Raw genomic sequence first — 25719 nt, 5'->3', positions numbered from 1 at the left:
TACTACAAGCTGGGCCTATAAATCTTAATTATCTCTTTCCTCTATTTTCAGTCCAAGTGGCTTATCCAAAAGTGAAAGGATACTAGCAACTGGAACAATATAGAGTGCTCTAACTGCTACCTTGAACGAATCAAGATTCTCCCCCTGTAGTGCTACTACTATTATTGCACAGATTACTACTCCAAGCCAAATACATAAATCAGCAACATTTTCATTCTTAACAACCTTGATGATAATTGCAATTACAAGTACCGCAATTGCGATAGTCCAAGGTGTTGCAAGAACTACCTTTAGTCCTTCGCCAAATGAACCAATATTGCTCAAATTATATACAACAACATTCTGCAAAAATGCTGCTCCATTTTTGAAATACCATAAATATAATCCCATTGGGACTGCTACGGTTATCCAACCCTCAACTGTTGAGAACCAGAATGTTCTGTATCCCTTTCCATCAATGCCATCAACCTTGAATTTGATTGCAAAGAATACAATCAATATTGCCCAGAATATTGCATATCCTGGTTGAAGGAAAAGAACCAATCCCAAATCGATAGCAAGTAAATATGTGTGATGTGAAAGCATTCCAACCTTTAACTGGCGTGCCACATGGTAACAAGTCAGTGACATAATAAAGAACAATATTTCTTCTGCACCAGCATGAGTAAGTGCTCCCCATTCAAAGATTGCAACCACTGCTGCTGCAACCCAAGCAAAAATATTCGATGTGTAAAGCTTTGCTGTCTTATATAAGAATAATATAGACACAAAATTGAGAGCTGTCTCCATTATGAACTGAACTAAGTGAGTGTCTGTTGGTAAATAACCAAGTCCAAAGAACTCATATACAACCGGTCCGTAGTGACCGTCCAATTCAACATATGCTAGATATCCTTCTCTTACTGAATACGCAATACTAAGGATTTCTTCCTGAACCTGAGTAAAGACATTGTTCATCCAAGGATTTAATGGACTTGAAATTGCAACAATACCAGTGATTACGACAATCGCAAGGAATTCTAAGCACCTTTTTAGATTTTTGTTCATATATTACCTCCTACTCATAATACAAAGAGTGGAAAATGTCTGACATCTTCCACTCTTATATTATAATTCACTTTCTAGTTACATTCCACACACTTTTGTGAATTATTTCTCATTATTTATTTCTTTAGCAAATCTTCGTTTCTTATCATATGATACTAAAGCTGAAATGCCAGTGATGATAATGAGAATCCAATACCACCAAATTCTTCCTGCGCCAAGGTCTGCAAGACCTTTAGCTGTTTCTTCATCCTCGATTGAAATTGTAGCTACTTCTGTATCATTAGCAGGAGCTTCTACTACTTCTTCAACAACTGCTGCTTCTTCGACAGTATCTGCTACTTCTTCAAGACCGCCAGCGAGAGGAACAAGTCCATCATCGATTATTACTGGAAGTACTGTCTGAGCAAATGTAGGAACTATTGGAAGTATAGGTGTTGTAGCTGTAACGTATGTTGGAACATAAACACCAGGTACTATAGGAGTTTCTGGCGCACCACCTGTAGGTTCCTCTGGAGTTGGTGTTGGCTCAGGCTGTGGCTCTGGCTGTGGTTCTGGCTCTGGCTCAGGCTGTGGTTCTGGCTCTGGCTCAGGCTGTGGCTCTGGCTGTGGCTCTGGTTCTGGTTCTGGCTCTGGCTGTGGTTCTGGCTCTGGGTTAGGATCTGGATCTGGTGTTGGGTCTGGATCTGGTGTTGGATCTGGATCTGGTGTTGGATCTGGATCTGGTGTTGGATCTGGATCTGGTGTTGGATCTGGATCTGGTGTTGGATCTGGATCTGGGATAATTGGCTTATCAAAGTTAATTGTTACATCTGTGCCTGTAATCTGTGTTCCAAGATATTGTAAATCATACTTCTTCGTAAATTTGTAAATATAATTTCCTTCCGCATATCCTAAAACTTTGATTGGATGTAAAGTTCCATCACCACCTGTGTATAATTCAGGTGTGCTAACGGTATCGCCATCAATAACTATGCTTCGCCATACTGTTCCATCCCAAATACACCATGAATAATTGTTTCCACTATTCCACATTCCTAAATATGCTTTTGTAGGATCAGCTAAGCAAGCTAATGGTAATTTATCTCTCTTCTGGTTCTCATATCCAACTGGATAAATCCATAAATCTGGTTCTGCAGCTGTTTCATATCCATAATAGTTCTTGTAATGTTTATTTCCTTTAAATTTATTTACTGTATCTATCAAACCTTCAGGTGTATCTGTGGCATGATCTAAGTCTTCTCTTTCCTTATCATCCATTGTGAATGTGTAGTCAACACCATATTCTAAACCAGCCACCTTATCATGGAATTGATTAGGATTTAAATTTTCTTCTGTCACAGTTACTACAGTTGCTACTTCTACTTGATTAAATACTATTGTTCCATTCTCATCTACACCACTGTATGTATAATATACTGTATTGTTTTCAGCATCTGTTACCGCATATACGGTATTTCCATCAGTAGTATCTGTTGTTACTGTAGAACCTTCAAAGTATGCTCCCAATAGATTTGTAGCTGAACCTGTAATATCTGCTCCTTCTCCTGCATCTCTGATTTCATTTCCATATGTAACAATAGGATCTTCCTCGTCCCCTTGTGCTGGTGCAGCCATCATTAATCGCATAGGCATTACTTCTGTTGGCACTTCCTCTGCTGGTATGATTACTTCTGCTGGTGCTTCTGGTGCTTCTGCTTCTTCAGGTACAAGTGCTTCTGCTGGTGTTTCCTCTGCTGCTGGCGCTTCTACTTCCAGTGCCTCTGTTGCTGGTACCTCTGCGGCTGGTGCCTCTACTGCTGGTGCTTCTGCGGCTGGTGCCTCTACTGCTGGTGCTTCTGCTACTGGCGTCTCAACTACTGGTGTCTCGACTACTGGTGTCTCAACTACTGGTGTCTCGACTACTGGTGTCTCGACTACTGGTGCTTCTACTGCTGGTGCTTCTGCTGCTGGTGCCTCTACTGCTGGCGCTTCCGCTGCTGGTGCCTCTGCTGTTGGCGCCTCTGATGCATAGGCTATATTAACATCATTAAATGCATATGCTCCTGCAAATGAAGACCCTGTCATAGCCGCTGCAAGTAATAAACTTTTAACCCTCATATTTCTCTTTGTCATAATATCCGTCTCCTTTCGTGGAATCTCCAATACTTCTTTCCGGTTCCGTCCGGGAATAAACATTATTCTCTGTAACGTTCTTGATTTTGTACTGTCATACTACGGGGAAATTGTGAACGAATAGTGTTTTTTTATAGAGGTTCTTGCCATCTGTTGCATGATATTGCCACGTACACAAAAAAGTCACATATATTGTGTTTTATATGTGAAATACCACACATTACCCACAATATATGTGACTTTATTCTCAATTGTATACAATATGTAACTTTAATTACTTATCTGTATCTTCAACTTCCTTTTCAACAATGCTTCTCTTATCCTTAGCAACCTTTCCAGTAATTGCTGTGATAATGATAAGAATCCAATACCACCAAACTCTTCCACCTAAACCGCTCTTTGTGATAGAAAGTGGTGTCTCCTCATCCTGGATTGTTGTGTACTCATCCTCAAACTCTGATGCCAAATCATCTGTTGAGTCTAATCTTACAGCAAGTGGTACCTGCTGTTCCTCAATTGTTGTCTCAGCTCCGCCAATCTCATTGAATGATGAAACTGTACTTGTAGATGAAGCATCTGTTGAAACTTCATTATATGAAGAAGTTGTTGTTGCTGTTGTTGTAGTAGCTGTGCCATTTGTCTCACTTGCTGATGAAGGAGTGCTAGATTCGCCATTTCCATTGTTGTTACTTGCTGTACTTGTAGCTGCAGATCTACTTGCTGACTCTGATGCACTTGTGCTTGCTGAAGCTGAAGCACTCTGGCTTGCTGATGCGCTTGCACTTGCTGATGTACTTGCACTTGTCGATGCACTTGCGCTTGCTGATGTACTGTTGCTCAAGCTTGCTCTCTCTGAAGCACTAAGACTCATGCTCTCTGACAAGCTAAGGCTAACTGAAAGTGACATGCTTGCACTCTCTGAGAGTGAAATACTCTCAGATGTTAAAGCTCTCTCGCTAAGTGATACGCTTGTTGAAAGGCTCTCTGATATTGATGCACTCTCACTAAGTGAAGTACTTATGCTTGCTGACTCAGACAAGCTTGCGCTTGTTGAAGCAGACTCGCTCTGGCTAAGCGATGTACTTGTTGATTCACTCAAGCTTACTGAGGTGCTCTCACTAAGTGATGTACTTGTACTCTCTGATGCTGAGTTACTTAAGCTTGTTGATGTGCTTGCACTTGCTGATTCACTTGTGCTTGTTGAAGCACTCTCTGATGCACTTGTACTTGCTGATGTGCTTGCGCTTATTGAGGCACTTTCACTTGCTGAAATACTTGCGCTTGTTGAAGCACTTTCACTTGCTGATAAGCTCTCACTTACAGAAGCACTTATAGATTCTGAAGCACTTGTGCTTGCTGATAGGCTTTCACTTACTGATTCAGAAATACTTAAGCTTGCAGAAACACTCTCACTAATTGAAATACTTGCACTTGTTGATTCACTCTGGCTAAGTGATGTACTTGTTGACTCACTTAAACTTGTTGATGTGCTATCACTGAGTGATGTGCTTGTTGACTCAGACAAGCTTGCTGATGTGCTATCACTGAGTGATGTGCTTGTTGACTCGCTCAAGCTTGCTGATGTAGATGCACTCTCACTTGCTGATGCACTTGCGCTTGTTGAGGCACTTGTGCTTGCTGATTCACTATTGCTAAGTGATGTACTTGTTGACTCGCTCAAGCTTGTTGATGCACTTTCACTTGCTGATGTGCTTGTGCTTGTTGATTCGCTTGTACTAGCTGATGTACTTGCACTTGTTGATGCGCTTGTGCTTGCTGATTCACTATTGCTAAGTGATGTACTTGTTGACTCACTCACTGATGCTGAATCACTTAAGCTTGCTGATGTACTTGCACTTGTTGATGCGCTATCACTTGCTGATGTAGATGCACTCTCTGATGCACTAGTACTTGCTGATGTACTCTGGCTGAGTGATGTACTTGTTGACTCACTTACTGATGTTGAATCACTCATACTTGTCGATGTACTTGCACTCTCTGATGCGCTTGTACTTGCTGATTCGCTCTGGCTAAGTGACGCACTTGTTGACTCACTCAAGCTTGTTGATGTACTTACACTTGTCGATGCACTCTCACTTGCTGATGCACTTGCACTTGTTGAGGCGCTCTCACTTACTGATGTGCTTGCACTTGTTGATGCACTCTCACTTGCTGATGTACTTGCGCTTGTTGAGGCGCTCTCACTTGCTGATGCGCTATCACTAAGTGATGTACTTGTTGACTCGCTCAAGCTTGTTGATGCACTTTCGCTAGCTGATAAGCTTGCACTTGTGCTTGCTGACTCGCTCTGGCTAAGCGATGTACTTGTTGATTCACTTACTGATGCTGAATCACTTAAGCTTGTTGATGTACTTACACTTGTCGATGCACTCTCACTTGCTGATACACTTGCGCTTGCTGATTCACTCAAGCTTGTTGATATGCTGACACTTGTCGATGCACTTGCGCTTGTTGAAGCACTTGTACTAGCTGATGTACTAACACTTGTTGAGGCACTCTCACTTGCTGATATACTTGCACTTGTTGATGCGCTCTCACTTGCTGATGTGCTTGCACTTGTTGAGGTGCTCTCACTTACTGATGTGCTTGCACTTGTTGAGGCACTCTCACTTGCTGATGTACTTGCGCTTGTTGAGGCGCTCTCACTTGCTGATGTGCTTGCACTTGTTGATGCGCTCTCACTTGCTGATGCGCTTGCACTATTTGATGCACTTGTACTTGCTGATTCACTATTGCTAAGTGATGTACTTGTTGACTCACTCAAGCTTGTTGATGTACTTACACTTGTTGATGCACTTGTGCTTGCTGACTCACTCTGGCTAAGTGATGCGCTTGTTGATTCACTTACTGATGCTGAATCACTTAAGCTTGTTGATGCACTCTCGCTTGCTGATAAGCTTTCGCTCACTGATTCAGAAATACTCAAGCTTGCTGATACACTCTCACTAATTGAGATGCTTGTACTTATGCTTGCTGATTCACTATTGCTAAGTGATGTACTTGTTGACTCACTCACTGATGCTGAATCACTTAAGCTTGTTGATGTACTTGCACTTGTTGAAGCGCTCTCGCTTGCTGATGTAGATGCACTTTCTGAAGCACTTGTACTAGCTGATGTGCTTGCACTTGTTGAAGTACTTGTACTTGTTGACTCACTCACTGATGCTGAATCACTTAAGCTTGTTGATGTACTTGCACTTGTTGATGCGCTCTCGCTTGCTGATGTAGATGCACTTTCTGAAGCACTTGTGCTTGTTGATGCACTTGTACTAGCTGATGTGCTTGCGCTTGTTGATGCGCTCGCACTTGCTGATGCAGACACACTCGCACTTACAGACATGCTCTGGCTTACATACTCTGATAAGCTTGCGCTAAGTGATGTGCTAATGCTCTCGCTCATTGATGCACTTTCGCGTGCTGATTCACTGAGTGATTCTGATCTAGATAATGAAGCACTATCAGATGCTGCTGCACTTTCTGATAATGACTGGCTGCGAGACTGTGATGCGCTTTCTGACGAAGCAGCACTCTCTGATACTGATTCGCTTCTGATTCCAGACTCACTCTGTGAAGCCTCAGCACTTGCACTTACAGATGCCTCCCAAGAAGAAGACTCTGAAGCAACCTGGCTTGCTGACTCTGAAAGTGATGTTACCTGGCTTCTCTCCTCAGCATAGTCATCTTTTCCTGTATTGAAATCATCTTCTGAATAATATACGTAACCCTTCTTTCCAAAGTTACCATCTTTTACTTCGCCAAACTTGTTGGTGTATGTGTCGCTACCATCATTCTCTTTAGCAACAAACTTTGGAGAGAATGTGTTTGTGGTAGATGCTGTGCTTGCTGCTGAATAAAGCGTGATAACCTGTGTTTCATATGTCGAGCCTGCCTCATCAGTATATGCGTAAAGAGTATATGTACCATCACCGTTCTTTACTATATTTGATGAGTGATAGTAGTATGTCTCGCCTCCGATTTCGATTGCTGTATAAGACTTTTCAGCCCATACCCATTTATTTAACTGATATGACTTTTTCTGTGTAATAAGATTTACTGTATTACCACTTTCATCTACTAGAGTTGAAACGCTCTTAATACCTGAAGCATCTGTGGAAACAACCCCAACTGATGAATCACTGGTATTTCTAGTCAAACCGCCAAATGTATTATTCCAATTGTTATCTGCTGATGAATACTGTCCAAGATCGTAGTAAGTTGTTCCATCTGCTGACTTATATGTTCCCCAGCATGTATCTCTTACAATTGTAGTTTCAGAATTAATAGCAGAAGTTCCTGTGATTGAGAATGTACCATCCTCATTAAGTACAACCTCAGCATCTGTTTCTACACCATTGATGTAGTAAACACACTCTGTAGTCTCAGTGCCATCCTCAGCTGTAAGAGTCTGATAATCCCATGTAAGCACATTGCCATTGCCGTCAGAGTACTGAACAGTCTTCTGAACAACCATGATTCCACCAACAACATATGGATTGTCGTGCTGATCTGAATTCTCAGTTCCTCTAAATGATGCACCATCACCTGCTGCAAGTGCGTTGCCATTGTCATCTACTGTTACATAATCGAAGTATGCATACTTTGTCTCTCCAGCTGCATCGATGTATGTTACCTTTACGCTGTTTGTTGTGTAGTTGCTAGAATCCCACTCGCTATATACGATTTCACCTACATAGCCTTCCTGGTAGAATGCATACTGAATAAGAAGGTTTGCAAGCTTATCGCCATATCCATAATAGTTATTAGAAGAACCTGAATGGTTGAGCCACTGACCGTTTGCCTTTGCAACTTCCTGAGCTGCCTTAAGCTCTTCCTGTGCCTGCTCGATTTCTTTAATAAGATTTTCAAGATAATCATCCTCTAATCCTGCTTCTGAGAAAGATGTGGATGCTGATTCATATGCAGTCTCTGCCTCAGACATAGCTGTAGAAAGGCTAGCTGACTCTGAAGCTAACTCCTGTGAATTAGATGTTGATGTACTTGCAATTTCATCATTTTCTGATTTTAATGAATCTGCTGATGATGTCGATGTAGATTCGATTTCAGAAGTCTCTGTTGAAAGAGATTCTTTAGATGATTCAGATGTTGATTCTATCTGAGAATCCTCTGTTGATAATGAAGTGCTAGCTGATTCAGATACAACTGCAACTTCAGAAGCAACGTTAGATGCATTTTCATCTACTGGTGTGTTTTCATTTACCGGAGCGTTTTCATTTACTGGAGCAGTCTCATCAAGATTAGCTGCAACCTGTGTATCTGTATTTGTAACGGCAGATGCTTCAAGATCAACTTCTTCTATTTGAGTTGAAGATTCAGCAACAGCCGCAACCTCTACTGTTTCCTGTTGTACTGACTGAACTGTAGTCTCAACAACCTGCTCTGCCTGAACCTGTGTTGTCTCAAGGACGATAACGCCTTCGGCATTAGCAGCAGCCTGTTCTTCGCCAAGCTCAGCAGCATAAGCTAAATTAGCATCACCAAGCACTGAAGCCCCGCCAACTGTAGCGCCTGTGATTGCTACTCCCTTTAACAAATTCTCGACCTTCTTCTTTGACATCCTTGTACTCCTTCTATTTAATATACCATTACAAATTATTGTCCAATTATCATTTAATGTTATTCTATCACGCAATTTATTTTTTTAAATAGAATTTCGTAACTATTCTTGCCAAAAAAGTTACATTTCTGCCAAATAATAATTTCTCGTCAAATTTATAACGATATATCTTCTCTTAAAACTCCGTGTACTGTAAATCTCATGCCCGATGTTGAGCATGTCGACAGGGTCACCACCCTATCTGCTGAGGTAACTTCCTCTGTATCCACTACTTCGTATGAATGACGAAGCAGCTCTGAAATGTAATCCTCGAACTCTTCACAATCTGAATATGGAACAGCATAAACCCAAGATGCCGCCTCCGTATCAAAATATGAAAAAATCTCATACCGCATTTTCGAATCAGGTGTGATTATTTGGAAATATCGATGTTCATCCAAATATCCTTCCTCTGTTTTGTAATATTTTAACGTACCAAACATTGAGAGGTTTCTCATGTTGTGGCCATAGATGATGCTGTGGCTATCTTTAAAATCAGGATAATTGTATCCCTCAAGGAAAATGGAACCAGCCTTTGCACTTTCACCTTCCATTGTGGTACGAAGATATGTCTCATCATCACCTGAATACAAAATAGGATAACTGATATCTGTACCCTCTACGTAAATCCATGCAACCACATCTGGATTAATCTGCTGAAGGGAATCAAAATCAACATCTATCATGCTGTCCCATGAATCGTCGCTAACCTGCTCATTTATATTTATATAGGAAGAATTAAGTTCACTATATAAACTGTTTGAGCTTTGATAATCCATAAATATATATATGAAACCGCCCATGGAACCAACGATGATTACTAAGCCAAGAGCCAGGAACACTTTTGGATTGACCTTTGTATTATGCTTTTTATTTTCAGCCTTTTCTTTATCCTGACTTTTATCTCCTGCATTTGATAATAGCAATCCAATGATTAGCAACATCACCGCAACAATCTTTCCCGTTATTTCAGAAAGCCATGATGCAATGTAACCTAAAAAAGGAACATGAGCCACAACACGTCCAATAACATTCACATATGCTACTGGAACAAAATCTTCATTGTTATTTGCATCGCCCTTTGTGGTGATTAGCTTCGACTGTGAATCAATAGATGTGATTCGGTGAGTCACCACGCTGGCTCCAGATTCGAAGGCAATCACATCCCCCTCTGCCAGAGCTTCAAACTCCGTATTCTTCACATAGACAATGGAGCCTACTGATATAGAAGGCTCCATCGATCCTGATATTACGTTATATGTTTGTATACCTAGCACCCTTGGTACCGCTACTGGTAAGCATGCTAGAATTATCAATCCAATTAACAGATTTCCTATTACTTTAAAAACTCTAGAATTCATTGTGCTAGTTTAGATTTTCCCTCTCATTTTTTTCTTTAATTGTTGCGGCAATGGTAGTCACAACAACCAACGAGCCAAAGACTATCATAACCACTACATCACGTTTGTATCGCTCAAAAGTGGCCATGTTTTCCAATCCAAGTGGAACCTCCTCTTCCTCAATTTCCACTTGCTGCTTTGATTCGTCTACTACCTGCTCCTGCACTTGTTCCGTTTTGTCTTTTTCTTCGCTAGCATATACTGGCAGGGCTATGAATAAACTTAAGCATATTATTAAAATGCTCTTTTTAATCTTTCCCCTCATATTCTCTTTTACTCCCCTGAAGAAACTAATAATACCTCTAAAAACTTTACGCATGTTTCCTCATAGACAGTGTAACATATTTTCACCCCGTACTGAAATAATTGGCAAATAAATAATAAAAATGGCAAGTATTAATAAAAAAAAGAGGAAGCAAATCGCTTCCTCTTAAAAACTTATTTATTCATTATCGTCGTGCTTTTCAACCTTTACAAGCTCCTGCTTTCTCTTCTTATTTGCAATGTAAAGTGTAACAAGAATTGAAGCAACTGCGATGATTGCAATGATGATTCCAATAATCATATTGCGAATCAATGTATCGCGAGTACCACCGGCCTTAGCAACTTCTTCATCGTCGATGTCTAAGATACCACCTGGTGTATTGCCGTCTTCAATTGCTTCGCCGCCATCATTTCCGGCTGCACCTGCATCTGCATTGCCAGCATCGGCTCCACCATCTCCATCAGCACGGTTATTTACTGTACCACCATGACCACCGCCATTATTCTGAGTTGTAACTGTAGTATTTCCGCCACCAGTTGTTGTACCAGTAGAACCTCCATCGATGTACTCGTATTCATACTCGTACTCTGGATCACCTTCTATTGTTGAAGAAGATTCCTCAGTCTTTTCTATTACTTCTGTTTCCTCACCAATAACACGCTTGTGATATTCGAATGTGAAAACTGTATCCTTCTTAAGACCTTTTGAAGCTGTTCTATAGTAGTAGTCCGGAACATATCCCTTAATATGACGAGCTGGAACATAAACTACTTCGCCCTCTGCTGCGTAAAGCTTTTCATCTGGCAACAGCTCATTTGTATCTTCGTCTACGTAACGAACTATGTATGGAATAATATTTCCAACACCGTAAGCCACAACATAAGATTCATCACCTACTACATGAAGCTTTACAATCTTATTTGTATCCTTTACTAAATCATCACTACCTGCAACTCTAAGTCCCTTTACATAGTACTTAGAAGTATTTGTTTCAGCATTGTCAGTCTTTACTTTGATAAGATCACCAAAGTTGAATGTGACATCATCACCATAATTTAACTCACTGATAACAAGATTCTTACCTGATTGTGATACTGTGAGAGTCTTCCCAAGTTCTGCAACTGCTGTATCATCAAAATACGCATTTGCGTTATTACCAAGAGAAATCTTGATTCTGTAGGTATATGTAGAAACTGTAGTAGTTTCTTGTGTAGTAGTGGCTTCTGTAGTAGTTTCTTCTGTAGTAGCCTCTGTTGCATTTACTACTGTAGAATCAACAGCAAACACTGATAATAAGAAGGCAAGTGTAAAGATTACGCTAAAAGCTTTCTTTAAGATTTTCATCTTAGGCCACCTCCTTATTATTTCTAGTCATTCTAAAATACATGAAAATAAGGAATAATCCTAATAATAATGTTACACTACAAAATACAAGTGGTAAAACGCTATCTCCTGTCAAAGGATTCTCACCGAATAAAGGTGTGTCCTCATCTTCAATGACAACAATCTTTGTACCATTTGGAAGAGTTCTTTCAACCTTCTTTGACACCTTCTGTTTAGCGTGATTTGTATGTGTTGTGAAAATAGTTTTTGTGTTTGTAATTGTCTTTGTTATAACAATACCATCTTTATTATCTGACTCTGGCTCTGCAGCAAACTGAATATTCAACTTACCAACTGCAGCCATATAGCTGTTAGACTGTGTATTACCATCAAGTACAATAATTACTGTAACTTTTCCGCTATCACCTACAGCTAATGCGCCAAGATCAAAGTAAGCTTCACTGTTTCCATTTACCTGAGTAAGACCAACAACATCATCATTATCACCACCGACAGTCTCACTATCAAAAAGTGGTGTAGTAGATTTGTCTGAAAGGATTTTGTAGGTATAAGCACCACCTGTTGCGTCACTGCCTTCCTCAAGTGTTTTTACAACATTTGCATCCATGTAGAAGTTTGCTGCCTCTGTAGATGCATTTTTGTATGTCACTTCATATGTGATTGTATCTCCTGGCATTGCTCCAGAAACTGTAGCCTTTTTAACATCATATGTGGTTCCAAAAGTGTCTGTACCATCATATGTAACAGTCCATGTAACTGGATCTAAAGTATCTGCAAGAGCTTCAGCTTTTAATCCTATGAATCCTGCTGCCACCAAAGCGAGAGCAAGGACAATATTCATATATTTCTTTTTCATCATTACTCTCCCTTAGTTCGAACCATCAATTGAAGTAATATTACCATTTGAATCGATTGTTGCCTCAACACCCCAGGCGCCAAGGATTGCCTCTGCTCCACTGTGTGTCTGAACTGCATCAACACGAATCTCTATCTCGAATGTCTTGCCATCATAGCCGTATACATTCTTAATTGTTTTTCCATCTTCAGAAACCTTTGTAGTTGTAACACCATCAAGGATTTCTCTTTCAAATGAGATGGCATCTAGAAACTGTACTTTTTCACCAACCGTCACAGGTTTTCTGTAATAATACACAGTACCTTCTGTGGTACTCTCATTTTTATCTATGAACCAATCATCTGTTGTCTTGAGTGTGATTACTGAAGGATCTAATCTAGTATCTTTTGATCCATCATTCTTAATCCAGCTCTTTCGTACAAGCACTCTTACGTACTCATCATAAGCACCTGTATTTTGTATCCGAACATGTTCTTCATAATTATGATTGACCTCAAGCGGATTTGTCTCATTTAATGCCGTAAGTTCAAGCTTTCCAACCATATTTTGTTGATTTGAATCAGAACGACTCATTGCTACACTTACATAACCACCATTTCGCTCTTCCTGCAAATCTACATTAAGCTCTTCTGTTTCAAATGAAACTTCCTCAGCAGCGTTGGAATAGCTCATAGCAGCTCTTGTTGCTCCCACAGAGCTTCCTGCTACAATAATTAGTCCGAGAACAAGTATTGTTAAAGGGTTCTTAATAATTCTTTTCATTAGTTATTTCCCCCTTCACCTGTGCTATCTGTTTGTGTTTCAGTATTATCGTGGAACTTAGCATTAAACACATCCTGCTTCATTATCACATCATCCCAAGCTGCTACCAACTTGTCTGTCTTGTTACCATTCTCGTCTTTAGCATATACAGCCTTTGCAGCTTCCTGTACGATAACTACATTGAATGTATCATAATCCAGTCCTTTTGGAGGCTCAATTGTGAGCTTAAGTACTGATGATACATCTTTTTTTGCTAACATCTTATTGTAATAGTAATAGCCATCATCTGCGTTGTAGCTCCAGTCATTACCACTTGTAAACTTTACCCCATACTGTGAACCACAAATTGCCTTTACTCTAACAAACACATCATAATCACCAGTATTTGTAACAGTGATATCTTTTACCCACTCTTTAGCATCTTCTTTTGGAGTAATTTCTAAATCTCCCAAATGAACTGTAACTGTACCACTGGCCTGATGGGAATCTGTGAAGTATGCCATTGCTGGCTTTATGCTTGTTGCACCGATTACTACAAGAGCAGCGGCAACAAGTAAATATTTTCTATATTTCATTTGCCTCTCCTCCTTAGTTTTCAGTTTCTACATTTTCTGTAGTTGTGCTATTTGGATTAATATTAGAATCCACATAACCATTCTCATTGAAGTGGTTCTCTATACTGATTGTACCTATATCAGTTTGGTCATCATAATCATTAACGAATTCAACTGTTGAAGTTTCATTCTCAACAATTGTAGTAGTTTTTGTTTTATCGCTAGTTAATTTGTAGCTGGCTCCTGAATATACCTCAGTAACCGTTACCGTAGAATTTGCTGGAATCTTTTCAACTGTTATTTCCCGGGAACCCGGCTCGCTGAAGTCCATAGAAAATACATTGCTGTATACTATTTCCTTATTATCTCCTTCACCGTAAAAAGCTTCCACTTCAAATACAAATGGTGTTGTTCCAAGAGATTCATTGTAAGTCTTTAGCTCTTTTGTAATCTTAAGATTTCCATAAATCTCTGTTGCCTTACACTTCAATGCAATTTCTGTGTCATACACCCAATCATCACTTGATTCAACATCAACAATGTTTCCATGTTCGTCAACCTTAGTTCCCTGTGAAATAGTTGTACTATAAGGAACCATCACAATGTACTTATCAAACGAATACTGATATTGCTTGTTCTGAAAATCTTTAACTACATAAAGGTAAATACCTCGATCAACACCTTTATCACCATTTACGGTCTTTGATAATTCTTTACTAGGGTTAATCTCGACTTTGTAATTTGGAGCACTATCCTTTACTACTTTATATGCTTCATTGGCAGTTGCCTTAATATCCTCAGCAGTAACATCAGACTTACTTAAATCTGAGAGGTCCACGCCTGCTAATGAAATTCCTATCTCTCCGTTTAATTCAACGTCTGCAAGCTTGTAAAAATCAACTTCCAGTGTGCCATCATATAAAGAGATTCCATTAACAATACTACTATCAGCTGGCTTATCATCCAGTGAACATGTATCAGGAACTTTCACAGTAATAGTACACTGCTTGTTCTCATCAATCTTTTCAGCCGCCTGACTTTGATAAACACCAAAACCTGACACAGCAACCACTGCTGCCATCGCAAAGGCTATTAAATTCTTTTTCTTAAAAATTAAACTTTTCACTGAGTTCTCCCTTCAGCTTATGCGGTTTTCTTTTTAAATATCCTTCTCATTATTAATATGATAATCACTGCCGCAATAAATCCAGCAATGCCCATAATCAAGTAGTAATTCTTCACTGTCTCAGCAACAGCTGCTGCACCGGTAGGAACTTCATCCTCTCCCAGGTACTCAACTCTGGTGCCTCGTACTAAAAGTCTGTGAGTGTTTACACCGTATGGTGTACAGGTGAAAAGTGTAACGTAATCTTTGCCCTCTTCCACCTTCATTGCATTTTGAAGTGAGGTAATATCCTCTGCTTCAATCATTGGATAAATCATATCCACCTGATAAGCAAGTGTCTCATCTAAAACATGGATGTAAAACTTATCTCCAACCTCCAGCTGATCAATGTTTGTGAAAAGCTCTGCGCTTGGCAAACCTCTGTGACCAACTATTACTGAATGTGTGCCTTCACCTCCAATTGGAAGTGCTGTTCCATTCATATGTCCCAAAGCTGTCTGGAGGTACTCATCAAATGTGCCATGCATGATTGATAGCTTTAGATTTATCTTTGGAATAGACAAATAGCCCATAACTCCATCGCCATTTACGTTGAGCACTGAATAGTACTCTGAGTTTAAAAACTCATCTGTAGGTGTTGTTGCATCGCCGTCTGCATTTGCCCCGAATACATCTGTGCCAATGGCATTTTCTGTAATCTTTTCATTAAATGCTCTGGCTGCCTCCCACTCTTTTGTGTAATCTTCCTCGGTCATTTCTGACAGGGAATCTTCATAATCATTGATGAGTGTACTCTGAACATATACATTCCACTCATTTGAAATAGTAGGATAGGTAAGCAAGCCAAATCCTACAAGAAATAATAAAATTAGTAGAATCTTAATAACTCTTTGTTTCAACTGCCTTATCCTTCTTACTTCTCTTCTTGTCCATTATGTAAAGTACTAAGATGAACGCTCCTACGATAGCAAGTCCAACTATTACCCAAAGAAGGTAATTGGTATGTAAGCTGACTGCTCCGAAAAGTGGAGTGTCTGCATCTGCCAAAAGCTCTGGTGTATATGGCACTCTGTGGCCTCTAACCATGAGACGCTGAGTGTTTACACCATATGGTGTACATGTGATTAATGTACAAAGATCCTGACCATCCTCTACCTGAAGGAGTGATGTATCATCAGGCTCAACCACCTCTATCTGATCAACTTCATAAGCATAATACTCGCCCATGATAATAATGAAGAAATCTTCTCCAATTTGAACTTTGTCCAAGTCTGTAAATAGTGTAGCACTTGGAAGACCACGATGTGCAGAAAGAACTGAATGTGTATTCTCTCCGCCTACTGGAAGTGATGAACCTTCCAAATGGCCAACACCAATCTGCAAAACCTCTTCCGATGTTGTGTGGAAAATAGGAAGCTTTACATTAATTGATGGAATCTGAATGTATCCCATGATTCCATCCCCGTTGGTGTTAAGTAAGCTCATGTAAGTTTCGTCTGTGCCGTTTGCCTCTGCCTCTGCAAAGGAATCTGGCAAAATAGAAGGCAACAACTCTTCGTTGTACTCGTATGCTTTTTCAAGCTCAGCATCAACATCCAGTGAACCTTCTGAAATAGCTGTATCAACAGCCTCTGTGTAGTTGTTTACCAAAGTTGCCTGCACATGGTTGTTCCAAGTGTTTGCAACCAGTGGGTACACCAACAAGGACAAACCAACAATCATCAACGCTGCAGTCGCTATAGTTTTGTAATGTTTCAGTAAAAATGCTTTCATTGTGTCTAACTGTTGTCCTCTCCTTGATAGTGTACCCAGCGGCCTTTCAGCCGCCGGGCCACATCATATTTTCATTCATAACTCAGCGAATATTAATTACTTTGTAGCTTTCTTCTTTGTTGCAAAGTAAAGAGCTGAAGCCATAACCATGATAGCTACACCAAGTACTGTAAAGATTGTTGTACCCATACCACCAGTGAATGGAAGCTTGATAAGTGTTGTATCTGATACAGTAATTGTAGCTTTCTGTACAGCGTCTGCTGCGATTGTTGTATCCCAATCAGCAGCTGTTACCTTGTGTGCTGTCTCATCTAAAGTATATCCTGTAGGAGCTTCTTTCTCGTATAATACATACTCAACATCCTTATCAAGACCTGCTACATTAATCTCACCATTTGCATCTGTTGTAAGATAATAGCTTGTATTATCTGCTGTCTTATCATATGTTTCCCATGCAGTAATCTTTCCTGTTGCATCAACATTAGCAATCTCTGTCTCATCTGCATTTAAGAGTATAAATTTAGCTCCTGGAAGCTTTTTCTCTGTATCTTTAACATCGTTCTTTATGAGCTTTAATGTACCAGAGTAGCTCTTTACAGGTACATATTTTACATCAGGTTCTGGATCGTTTTCGCCATATCCTGGGTAAGAGATGTTGTTTACTTCAACATCAATTACTTCTGCCTTATATACAATTGTTACAGTCTTGAATGCATTTGCATTATCTTTTAATAATTCTGTTAAATCTAATACAAATGTCTCACGCTGCTGAGAATCAACCGCATAATCACCATACATTGTAGTAGGTTGACCATCACCAACCTTAACACTTAATTTGATTTTGCCATTTTCTACATCCTGCATCTTAGCGCCTGTAAGTTTATCATATACCTTGAACTGTGGATTTGTCTGTCCATCAAAGATATATGGCACATCTGCTTCTACAGTATAAGTAAGAATTCTTGATGTCTCTACATATGTTGTATCATCAACTTTCTTAAATACCTGATCTGGACTTCTCTTAGCAACCATTGTTAAATTATCAGAAGATTCAAAATCGCTTGGAAGAACACCAATGCCAGCTAAACTATAAACATACTTCTGAGCTGCTGGATTAGTTGAATTCTTTGCCTCAAATTTAACTACATAATATCCTGCCTCACTTACTGTGAATGAAGTATCTGAGCCAGACTGTGAAAATGAAACTATATCTTTTACAGCCTTTAAAGCTTCAGAAACTGTTGACTCTGCAATCTTATTTTCAGCAAAATTTTTAAGTGTAGTCTGTCCATCAACTGAAGAGTTTTCTCCGTTTACAGCCTCTAAGAAAGCTTTCTCAACGTCTTCGTTTACAAAACTCCAACCAGATGTCTTAGTTGTATCAGCCTTGATAATCTGTGCATAAAATACAGCTGCCTCCCCAGCCTTCAGATTTGTAATCTGAATCGTTTTCGATTGTGTCTCTGCGGCAAAAGCTGTGATGCTCATTGCCATCATCATTACTGTTGCAAGTGCAAGAGCAACGATTTTTCTGATCTTTTTCATGTTTCTTTTCTCTCCTTTTCCTTTATTTGCTTTTATTGTTTTTGTTTTTATATAACAACAGCGCCCCCGCAATCATTAGTAGGATACCGCCGATTGTATAAACGTAAACTCCGCTTCCACCTGTTTCTGGAAGTGTGTAAGCAACTTCATTTTCAAATTCTACTTCAATAATATTATTACTAGAATCCGTCTTTGCAATTGTCACATTGCCTTTTTTTACTTCTACTGACTGGTATTTTTCTACTGAAACAGTCCACGTCTCTGTACTTCTAGCATATTCTTTAGGAGCTTTTGTCTCTTGCAATGTGTATATTCCATCAGCAACCTCATCTACCTTTTCATCATCGGCAAATGTTTTATCTGTATACCAAACAATAATTCCATCATCACCACTTAAACCATAGTAGGCTATTGTATTGCTAGACAGTTTAAACTCAGCTCCCTGTAATGTTTTTGTGTGATTTGAAGCACTTACTTTCTTAAGTTTCCATCCATATGTCTTCTTAAATGTATTACGAATATCAACTTCATTGTTATCGTCCTGACAATCAATTGTTGCTGTTACATCTGTAGTTGTCTGACCATTGCAGACTATCTCTGTATCAAACCAGTCAAGATCTACACCATTATAAGCACCAACTTCTGTAACCCTATATGTTCCTGCCGGCAAACTCGAAATAGTAACTGACTGGTTATCATAAATACTATAAATACCATCTTGGCAACCAGGATTCCAATTAATATCGCCTTGCGTACTTGTTACATTTACCTCAGTAATCTCTTTATTTCCAATGAACACCTTATGCGTATATGGATCATAATCAACTACCTCGGCTTTTTCCTGTCCATCCTCATATGTAATCTTCTCAAGTTTGATTCTATATAAGCCATTTGGATAAGGATTTGTATCATCAGCTATTACTGTCTTCCTAAATGTTAGAGTAATAGTACTTATAGTATTAGTGAAAGAATGCTTCTCATTACCCGTAGCCTCAATTGAAACTGCTTCAATAGTCTTTGGCGAAAGGACTAAATCCAATCCTGGATATGAATATCCGTATCTTGAATTATAATAATTCCCTTTTCCTGTGCTCACAGTAACCGGACATTCAACGGTCGCTGTTGTAAATAGATTCTTACCACTTAAATCGACATATCCTTCCGTTGGACTCGTAGTACCGGTGTAGTACATCGCAATATTACGATATGGTTCATGCTCATTAGTGAACTCTGAATCATGTTTATAATATCTTGCACCATCAACATAATATGAATTCTTGTCAATTATAACTAGCTTATAGTCATCTGTACCTTGATACTTAACATAAAAGGCTATTACTGAATTGGAACCTAATTTTTGCTGACTAGCTCTCCACTCATAATCTGATTCTTTGGACATTGCCACATTTTTTGTTTTAGAAATCCATTTATAATTGTCATCATAATATCCAATCACAGATACCTGAGAATCTGTACCATCTAAATCTTTAATACTTTCTATTATTTTAGATTTGGCATCATCTCCATCAGATACCGCATTCAATTCAATATCTAAATGACTATAAATGTTTTCCCCCGCTGTGCTAGCAGGAACAGGAATCAAATCATCTACCGTTACTGAAGATTCACCTGTAAATGTCTTTGTATAATCCGTCTGCGTATATCTTGGGATATCTTCCTCTTCAGAATACCAGGTAATTATTTTACTAGTATCATTATCATAAAAAACTGGTATGCCAGAAATTGTCTTGGTCCAACCTTCAGAAGAAGTCAACTCATAGATTGTCAACGACGATGCCTTATCATTATAAGAATTTCCAGCACAATCAACATACTTAACACCTTCATTATCTGCATATGTTCCATATACATTAATATTCAATGAAGATGGTCTAATAGTAGAACCATTGTCGTCCCAAATTTTTTCTAATGTTATGCTCTTTGTGTAATTTTCCTTATTGTTAATTGGTGAAAAATTGTATTTTATCTTGCAATTAGATTGACTCGCACCTCTTTCAAAATACACAACGTGCATGATATGAGTTTCTTTGCTAAACTGTGACAACTTTTTTCCAACTATCTCATATAAATCTAAGTCACTATTTCTTAGGTTTTTACGATTATTTGTATATCCTTCCCCTGTCACATAACTGTTTGCTTCTACATGAACCTTGCCTGTTGCAAAATCTATTGATCCTGTAACTGCACCGTGAATTCCACCTAAATCAAGTACTAAGTCGCCGTCGATGTATACAAACACATCATCATCTCCAGAGAATTCGAAGACTGTGTTTACTTCCTCACCATTAACAACGGTTTTTCCATTAGACGAAATTGTAAATTCAATAGGCACATCCATTCCAAAATGATAATTACCAAATGGCTTAAACATTCCATCGCCCGAAGATACATTGCTAACTCGCTTTAATATAGCGTTATGTGTTATTGAATCTTTAGCTGACTCTCCATTATCCTTGATAATTTCATAATTATATTTTGAACTGTCTAGTTCATAATATCCATCTGACGTCTGTGTGAATTGAACATTTACATCATAAGCAGCAGCTTTGTAATTACTATTATTCTGTGCATTACTTTCAGAAGGAAATAGCTCATTCTTTAAAGTAATGGCCTCGTTTAACCTAAAAGTATTTGAATATGTACTACTTGCAATACCTTGATAAATACATTTATCAGTATGGTAATTATCTCCCTCATATGGATTATTTGCTGTATCAATTGTTCCACCACTAGAAGAAAACTTAAAAGCGTCAACTGACCTATTATTAATCTTTGTAGTACCAGCTTTAAAATATGATTTATAGTCAATTAAAGTAGCTCCACTAATTGTGTATAAATCATCTTGTTTCAAATAAACGTCTAGATAATTAATATTTTTTTGAAGATTATCTGGATAAAAGTGAGTCCAATAACTACTATCAGTATAATTTTTTGTATCTGATGATAAATAATTATAAAAACCCTCGTTAAAGCTTGTTGGATTTGCAACCTGGTAAAGTTTAGCATTCTCATGTGATGATCCATATCCATATTTAACATTACTAACTGTATAGCTTTCAGAAGTAATATTGAAATTCTCTCTAATAGCACTACTAGAGTTGGAAACTAAATAGGCATAACTTAGTGTTTCAGCTGGTTCATCACTATCATCAACATACACTCTAATTTCTAATGGATAAAAATATCTGTATGAAGTTCTTCCAAAAGTAGCATAATAATATGCATCATTAGATTGGTATGAGCTGTGTGAGCTTATATCTGGCCACTCCGATGCACTCTTCCAATTCAAATTTTTGCTACCATATACTGTAATATATTTACTATCAAATATATTATCACTTCGATTGCCCTTAACTGCTACGATATAAGTAGAAAAATGATCAGTAACCATCTCAACCGTACTATCATCAGTTGGTGTTACATTTTCCATCTTGTCTACATTTTCACTATCTTCATAGTGATATACCTCAGTAGTGTATTCCTCTACATCAAGACCATCTACAGAAAGATTATTAAATACAACATTAACCTCTCCATTTGGTTCTACTTCATCTCCATCTTTATTAAATAGCTTTATATCATAGGCTATAAAATCAATTACTGATGTTTCTGTATCAGTGGTCTTATCAAGAGCATCTGACATCTCATTGTACTGATTTTCATCAGTCTCAACTGTGATTTCTTCAACCTTAACATTCTTAGCACCATTTAAAACAGACTTCTTTGCTGTGATTGTAACAAGGCCATCCTCGTCCTGAAGAGTGATTTCTTCATCATCTTCCTCTTCTTCCTTCTCATATCCGCAATGAATACACTTGCCGTCCTCACCGAACTCGCAGTCCTCTGTTTCTTCTTGAGCCACACCATCTTTGTCAGTCCACTTCTTTACATGAGTACCATCATTGTTAGATTCGTAATCGTATGTGATTTCATCATCCTCATCTTCTGCATCTTTATCAGCGTTTGCATCAGCGTCAGCTTTATTATCAGCATCTGCCTCTGCATCGTCAGCTGTCTTATCAGATGACTCTGGTGTCTCACCTTTATTAACTTGCTCGTCTGAATTGGAATCATTCTCAGATGCAGAAGCACCTGAGCTTACCTGGTCAGAATCTTTAGATTCTGAACCAGTCTCAGAATTTGTTCCCTCAGAGGCAGGTGTAGAGTTTCCTTCTAATGACTCCCCTCCATCAGAAGTAGTAACCTCTTCGGTTGTATTTTCAACGATGGTCTCCACAGACGCATCATTCATTTCTTCAGCGTACACTGATGCAGGTGAAGAAATAAATAGCGCAAGTGCAAGACCAAAAGACAATGTTCTGTTAAGTAATCTGTTCTTTTTCATTTAACAAATACTCCCTTAAACGTTAACTGAAACGGTATATGTGACGATAATGTATATAAAATGTGTCTTTCTTGTGTTCCGAATGATATATTATTACACCGCGTAACGTTTTTAAAGTGAGTTGGCAGGAAGTGCAAAATTTTGGCAAAAAAATACCCCAAGCTAGAAAACTTGGAGTAAAAGTATCGTAAATATTGACAAAGACGTTATTCTTATGTATTGCGATTTTCCTAAATCTATTGCTTAAATATTTTTATCAAAATATTCTGAGAGCATTCCTCTTATCCTTTTCACATTAAACTGCTTATTCTTTGTTTCATAAGTAATAAGCAGTCTAGTTCCGCGATAAATCCCCGCATCTTCGTATTCTCCTATCTTTCTAATATTCTTCTCCATATAATCCATGTTATCCAGCATCCCCAGGTGCTCCAAATAAACCTCCTGTCTATTTCGCATATCTAACAATGTAAAGTCAGGCCCCACAGTCCTATTATTTGGCAGCTTAAGTGGTTTTTCATATAAATAAGGAATCCCCAGCTCATCTAATATATTAGAAATCAACACCTCAGACTTCGACCTCATTTTTATTCCTTTGCTATTCTCATATGTAAGCGCTTCGCTATAATAGTCAAATGGCTCATACTCCTGTGCCAGCCATTCCGCCACATATTCCTCGTCAGACTTCTCCACTGGTGTAACCAAAGCCATTTTTAAAGGAGCTATCTTTTCAGGAACTGTTTCAATATTCTTATTCGTATACACTTTCATTAACCTTTTGAGAATTTTGTATTCTTCCTTTGCTGCAAGCAATACTTTATTGTCATATTCCTTTTGAGCTATTGTCTTTGCCAGACCTTGCTCGCCTTTCTTCAAGTACTTTCCATTTGTATCCCCGCCCTCATATCTAATAAAGTATTGTACTGTTCTACCATTCTTGGCAGCTCGAAGTTCTCCATCTGGTGCGTCCTTGACATCCGCCTCCTTCTCTCTGATTATTTTATCTAACCATAATAATCTCTTATCTATTACTTTTCTAAAACTCTTGTAACCAATCATAACTCTTTCCTTTCATAACCTCTTTTTACTTTAAATGCTATAAATAAAGCATTTTCTTAATTCTTATAGCACTATAAATTGCCCATCTACTATAATCTGTGCTTTTTCTCGAATCCTATAGCAGATTTTAACTGTGAGTTGCTATAGAATTTACATTTCTGTAAATCTTATAGCAGCAAATCCCGACAATCTGCTATAACTTTAGGCTTTTCCTAATTCTTATAGCAGCCCGGCTTCAGATTCTGCTATAATCTACAGACTTTTTCTATTCTTATAGCAACCCAGCTTCAGATTCTGCTATAATCTACAGACTTTTCCTATTCTTATAGCAACCCACTCCGGCCAGCCACTTCAAACTAGTCTTCAACTAATCTTTAAACTAATCAAATATCTATTTCTCTACAAATTTCACCTCCATAGCTATTGCATGCACCGCCTTCCCAAAAAACTGCACCACAAAAAAGCCACTTATTTTTCGTTTCCCCTAAAAAATAAAATGGAAATAATGCCCCGTTTGCACCTCAGGACATGAACCTGTGAACCAGGTTCAAAAGAATCGCGTTTCGATACGAAAGATATTATCATGCTCGCCCACTAAAGTCTATGTGAAAAAGCAACAAAAAAGCTCACCGCACGGGTGAGCCTGATGTCTAGTTGAATCCTGGGGTTAAACTGTTTCCAGTGTAAGCAACAGTTTAATTCTGCTTCGCAGAACACACATTTCGCTTTGCGAAATATGTGCCATTTACGGATTCAATTAATCTGATGATTAATTGAATCCTACTACCTTCTGGGCAATCTTGTATGCTGTGATAGAGATTGCGCGGCCACCATGGCCAGGAAGGTTTGTAGTTGCGCACATGAAGCCATAGCGAAGCTTTCTATATAAGTAGTAGTCCTGCTCTTTGATGTATCTCCAAAGATCATGGCGCTTCTGCTGATGTTCCTTTGTGCCACTCTTCATAAGAAGAACTGTAGAGATAACTGTAATCATCTCTAGATAATTGAACATGTATTTCTTAACATGATTATCCTTAATATTCTTGTAGTCGTAAGCTTCCATCATAAGCTTGTTGACTTTGATTTGCTGGTCGATACGAGAAATCATAACCTTTTCGTTAACTGACTGATCGTCACGACCAATAAAGTAACGATAGAAATCAACATCCAAGTAGTACATAGTCTTTACATATGGAAGTGGATAGAATACATAAAGGTTATCAACATAGAATGTATGCTTTGGAAGCTCCATTCCACAGTCGCGTAAAAGCTTTGTGCGATAGATAACTGAATGCATCAAAATGTACTGGCCTTTTTTGAAGTGACCTGTCTCATCCCAAGAGAAGTACTTGTTCTTTGGAAGGTTTGAATATGACATAACCTTCTTGTGATGAGCACCTTCTTTTTCGTATACGTAATTTGAAATAAGCATATCAAGCTGCTTGCCGTTTTCAACTGAGCTACGTAAAACCTTTAAGATTTTGTCGTATGCATCTGGGTCTACCCAGTCGTCTGAATCCACGACCTTGAAGAATAAGCCTGTGGCATTTTTAAGACCTGTGTTGACAGCCTGACCGTGACCGCCGTTTTCCTGATGAACAGCCTTGATGATGGTAGGGTGTTCTGCTGCAAGTCTGTCTGCGATTTCTGCTGTGTTATCTTTTGTAGAGCCATCGTCTACTATTATTATTTCTACATCTTCACCACCATGTAACAGAGTCTCTACGCAATGCTCCATATAAGCTGCTGAGTTGTAACATGGTACTGCAAAACTTAGTAATTTCATAAATACTCTCCTAACTAATTTAACCTTTACAATTTTAACAAATCACACTCAATTCTTCAACGCCACTTCCCCCTATTTGACACATCAATTCT

16 protein-coding genes are annotated in these 25719 nt (G+C 38.7%); all 16 read right to left on the bottom strand.

Features of this window, described 5'->3' with window-relative positions:
* Positions 1-24 precede the first annotated feature (24 nt).
* On the bottom strand, positions 25-1047 hold the full coding sequence (locus BO15_RS0107710; RefSeq protein WP_033153805.1) for a hypothetical protein: 1023 nt from the start codon (positions 1045-1047) through the stop codon (positions 25-27).
* 102 nt (positions 1048-1149) lie between these two features.
* Positions 1150-3159, bottom strand: a complete 2010-nt coding sequence (locus BO15_RS13755) for a hypothetical protein (RefSeq protein ID WP_052169840.1) — start codon at positions 3157-3159, stop codon at positions 1150-1152.
* Between the two features lie 274 nt (positions 3160-3433).
* Positions 3434-8755: a hypothetical protein gene (locus BO15_RS13750; protein ID WP_052169839.1), complete on the bottom strand. Its 5322-nt coding sequence runs from the start codon at positions 8753-8755 to the stop codon at positions 3434-3436.
* Positions 8756-8910: 155 nt separating this feature from the next.
* Entirely contained in the window at positions 8911-10155 is a 1245-nt protein-coding gene (srtB, locus tag BO15_RS13205; RefSeq protein WP_081828588.1) for a class B sortase, read from the bottom strand.
* A 4-nt stretch (positions 10156-10159) separates the two neighbouring features.
* Positions 10160-10513, bottom strand: coding sequence for a hypothetical protein (locus BO15_RS0107685; RefSeq protein WP_033153804.1), 354 nt, complete (start codon positions 10511-10513; stop codon positions 10160-10162).
* 123 nt (positions 10514-10636) lie between these two features.
* The gene (locus BO15_RS0107680) at positions 10637-11803 is read right to left on the bottom strand and encodes a hypothetical protein (RefSeq protein ID WP_033153803.1); all 1167 of its coding nucleotides are present in this window, start codon (positions 11801-11803) and stop codon (positions 10637-10639) included.
* Between the two features lies 1 nt (position 11804).
* Complete coding sequence (locus tag BO15_RS0107675) at positions 11805-12662, bottom strand: hypothetical protein (RefSeq protein WP_157752327.1); 858 nt, start codon at positions 12660-12662, stop codon at positions 11805-11807.
* Positions 12663-12671: 9 nt separating this feature from the next.
* Entirely contained in the window at positions 12672-13421 is a 750-nt protein-coding gene (locus BO15_RS13200; protein WP_052169837.1) for a hypothetical protein, read from the bottom strand.
* Positions 13421-13996 carry a hypothetical protein gene (locus BO15_RS0107665; RefSeq protein WP_033153801.1) on the bottom strand — a complete coding sequence of 192 codons (576 nt, stop codon included), beginning with the start codon at positions 13994-13996 and terminating at the stop codon, positions 13421-13423. The genes BO15_RS13200 and BO15_RS0107665 overlap by 1 nt, the downstream gene beginning before the upstream one ends.
* Before the next feature lie 13 nt (positions 13997-14009).
* On the bottom strand, positions 14010-15101 hold the full coding sequence (locus BO15_RS0107660) for a DUF5979 domain-containing protein (RefSeq protein WP_033153800.1): 1092 nt from the start codon (positions 15099-15101) through the stop codon (positions 14010-14012).
* Between the two features lie 17 nt (positions 15102-15118).
* The gene (locus BO15_RS0107655; RefSeq protein ID WP_033153799.1) at positions 15119-16000 is read right to left on the bottom strand and encodes a class C sortase; all 882 of its coding nucleotides are present in this window, start codon (positions 15998-16000) and stop codon (positions 15119-15121) included.
* Positions 15981-16874, bottom strand: a complete 894-nt coding sequence (locus BO15_RS0107650; protein WP_044933727.1) for a class C sortase — start codon at positions 16872-16874, stop codon at positions 15981-15983. Before BO15_RS0107650 ends, BO15_RS0107655 begins: the two co-directional genes overlap by 20 nt.
* Positions 16875-16970: 96 nt before the next feature.
* Positions 16971-18419, bottom strand: a complete 1449-nt coding sequence (locus BO15_RS0107645) for a SpaH/EbpB family LPXTG-anchored major pilin (protein WP_033153798.1) — start codon at positions 18417-18419, stop codon at positions 16971-16973.
* Positions 18420-18441: 22 nt separating this feature from the next.
* Positions 18442-22785 (bottom strand): SpaA isopeptide-forming pilin-related protein, encoded by a 4344-nt coding sequence (locus tag BO15_RS0107640; protein WP_033153797.1) that lies wholly within the window; start codon positions 22783-22785, stop codon positions 18442-18444.
* 243 nt (positions 22786-23028) lie between these two features.
* A complete protein-coding gene (locus tag BO15_RS13195; RefSeq protein WP_052169836.1) occupies positions 23029-23841 on the bottom strand; it encodes a hypothetical protein in 813 nt (270 codons plus the stop codon).
* Positions 23842-24610: 769 nt separating this feature from the next.
* A complete protein-coding gene (locus BO15_RS0107630) occupies positions 24611-25627 on the bottom strand; it encodes a glycosyltransferase family 2 protein (RefSeq protein WP_033153796.1) in 1017 nt (338 codons plus the stop codon).
* Between the last annotated feature and the right edge of the window lie 92 nt (positions 25628-25719).

Source organism: Pseudobutyrivibrio ruminis HUN009, from assembly GCF_000703005.1.
GTDB classification, from domain to species: domain Bacteria; phylum Bacillota; class Clostridia; order Lachnospirales; family Lachnospiraceae; genus Pseudobutyrivibrio; species Pseudobutyrivibrio ruminis_A.
Note: the sequence above shows the minus strand (reverse complement) of the source record. Positions and strands in the feature narration are given on the sequence as shown.

Bases quoted from the DNA above. Each gene is read 5' to 3' on its own strand.
- BO15_RS0107710 (WP_033153805.1), bottom strand. From the start codon at position 1,047: ATGAACAAAAATCTAAAAAGGTGCTTAGAATTCCTTGCGATTGTCGTA.
- BO15_RS13755 (WP_052169840.1), bottom strand. From the start codon at position 3,159: ATGACAAAGAGAAATATGAGGGTTAAAAGTTTATTACTTGCAGCGGCT.
- BO15_RS13750 (WP_052169839.1), bottom strand. From the start codon at position 8,755: ATGTCAAAGAAGAAGGTCGAGAATTTGTTAAAGGGAGTAGCAATCACA.
- srtB (WP_081828588.1), bottom strand. From the start codon at position 10,155: ATGAATTCTAGAGTTTTTAAAGTAATAGGAAATCTGTTAATTGGATTG.
- BO15_RS0107685 (WP_033153804.1), bottom strand. From the start codon at position 10,513: ATGCGTAAAGTTTTTAGAGGTATTATTAGTTTCTTCAGGGGAGTAAAA.
- BO15_RS0107680 (WP_033153803.1), bottom strand. From the start codon at position 11,803: ATGAAAATCTTAAAGAAAGCTTTTAGCGTAATCTTTACACTTGCCTTC.
- BO15_RS0107675 (WP_157752327.1), bottom strand. From the start codon at position 12,662: ATGATGAAAAAGAAATATATGAATATTGTCCTTGCTCTCGCTTTGGTG.
- BO15_RS13200 (WP_052169837.1), bottom strand. From the start codon at position 13,421: ATGAAAAGAATTATTAAGAACCCTTTAACAATACTTGTTCTCGGACTA.
- BO15_RS0107665 (WP_033153801.1), bottom strand. From the start codon at position 13,996: ATGAAATATAGAAAATATTTACTTGTTGCCGCTGCTCTTGTAGTAATC.
- BO15_RS0107650 (WP_044933727.1), bottom strand. From the start codon at position 16,874: ATGAAAGCATTTTTACTGAAACATTACAAAACTATAGCGACTGCAGCG.
- BO15_RS0107645 (WP_033153798.1), bottom strand. From the start codon at position 18,419: ATGAAAAAGATCAGAAAAATCGTTGCTCTTGCACTTGCAACAGTAATG.
- BO15_RS0107640 (WP_033153797.1), bottom strand. From the start codon at position 22,785: ATGAAAAAGAACAGATTACTTAACAGAACATTGTCTTTTGGTCTTGCA.
- BO15_RS13195 (WP_052169836.1), bottom strand. From the start codon at position 23,841: ATGATTGGTTACAAGAGTTTTAGAAAAGTAATAGATAAGAGATTATTA.
- BO15_RS0107630 (WP_033153796.1), bottom strand. From the start codon at position 25,627: ATGAAATTACTAAGTTTTGCAGTACCATGTTACAACTCAGCAGCTTAT.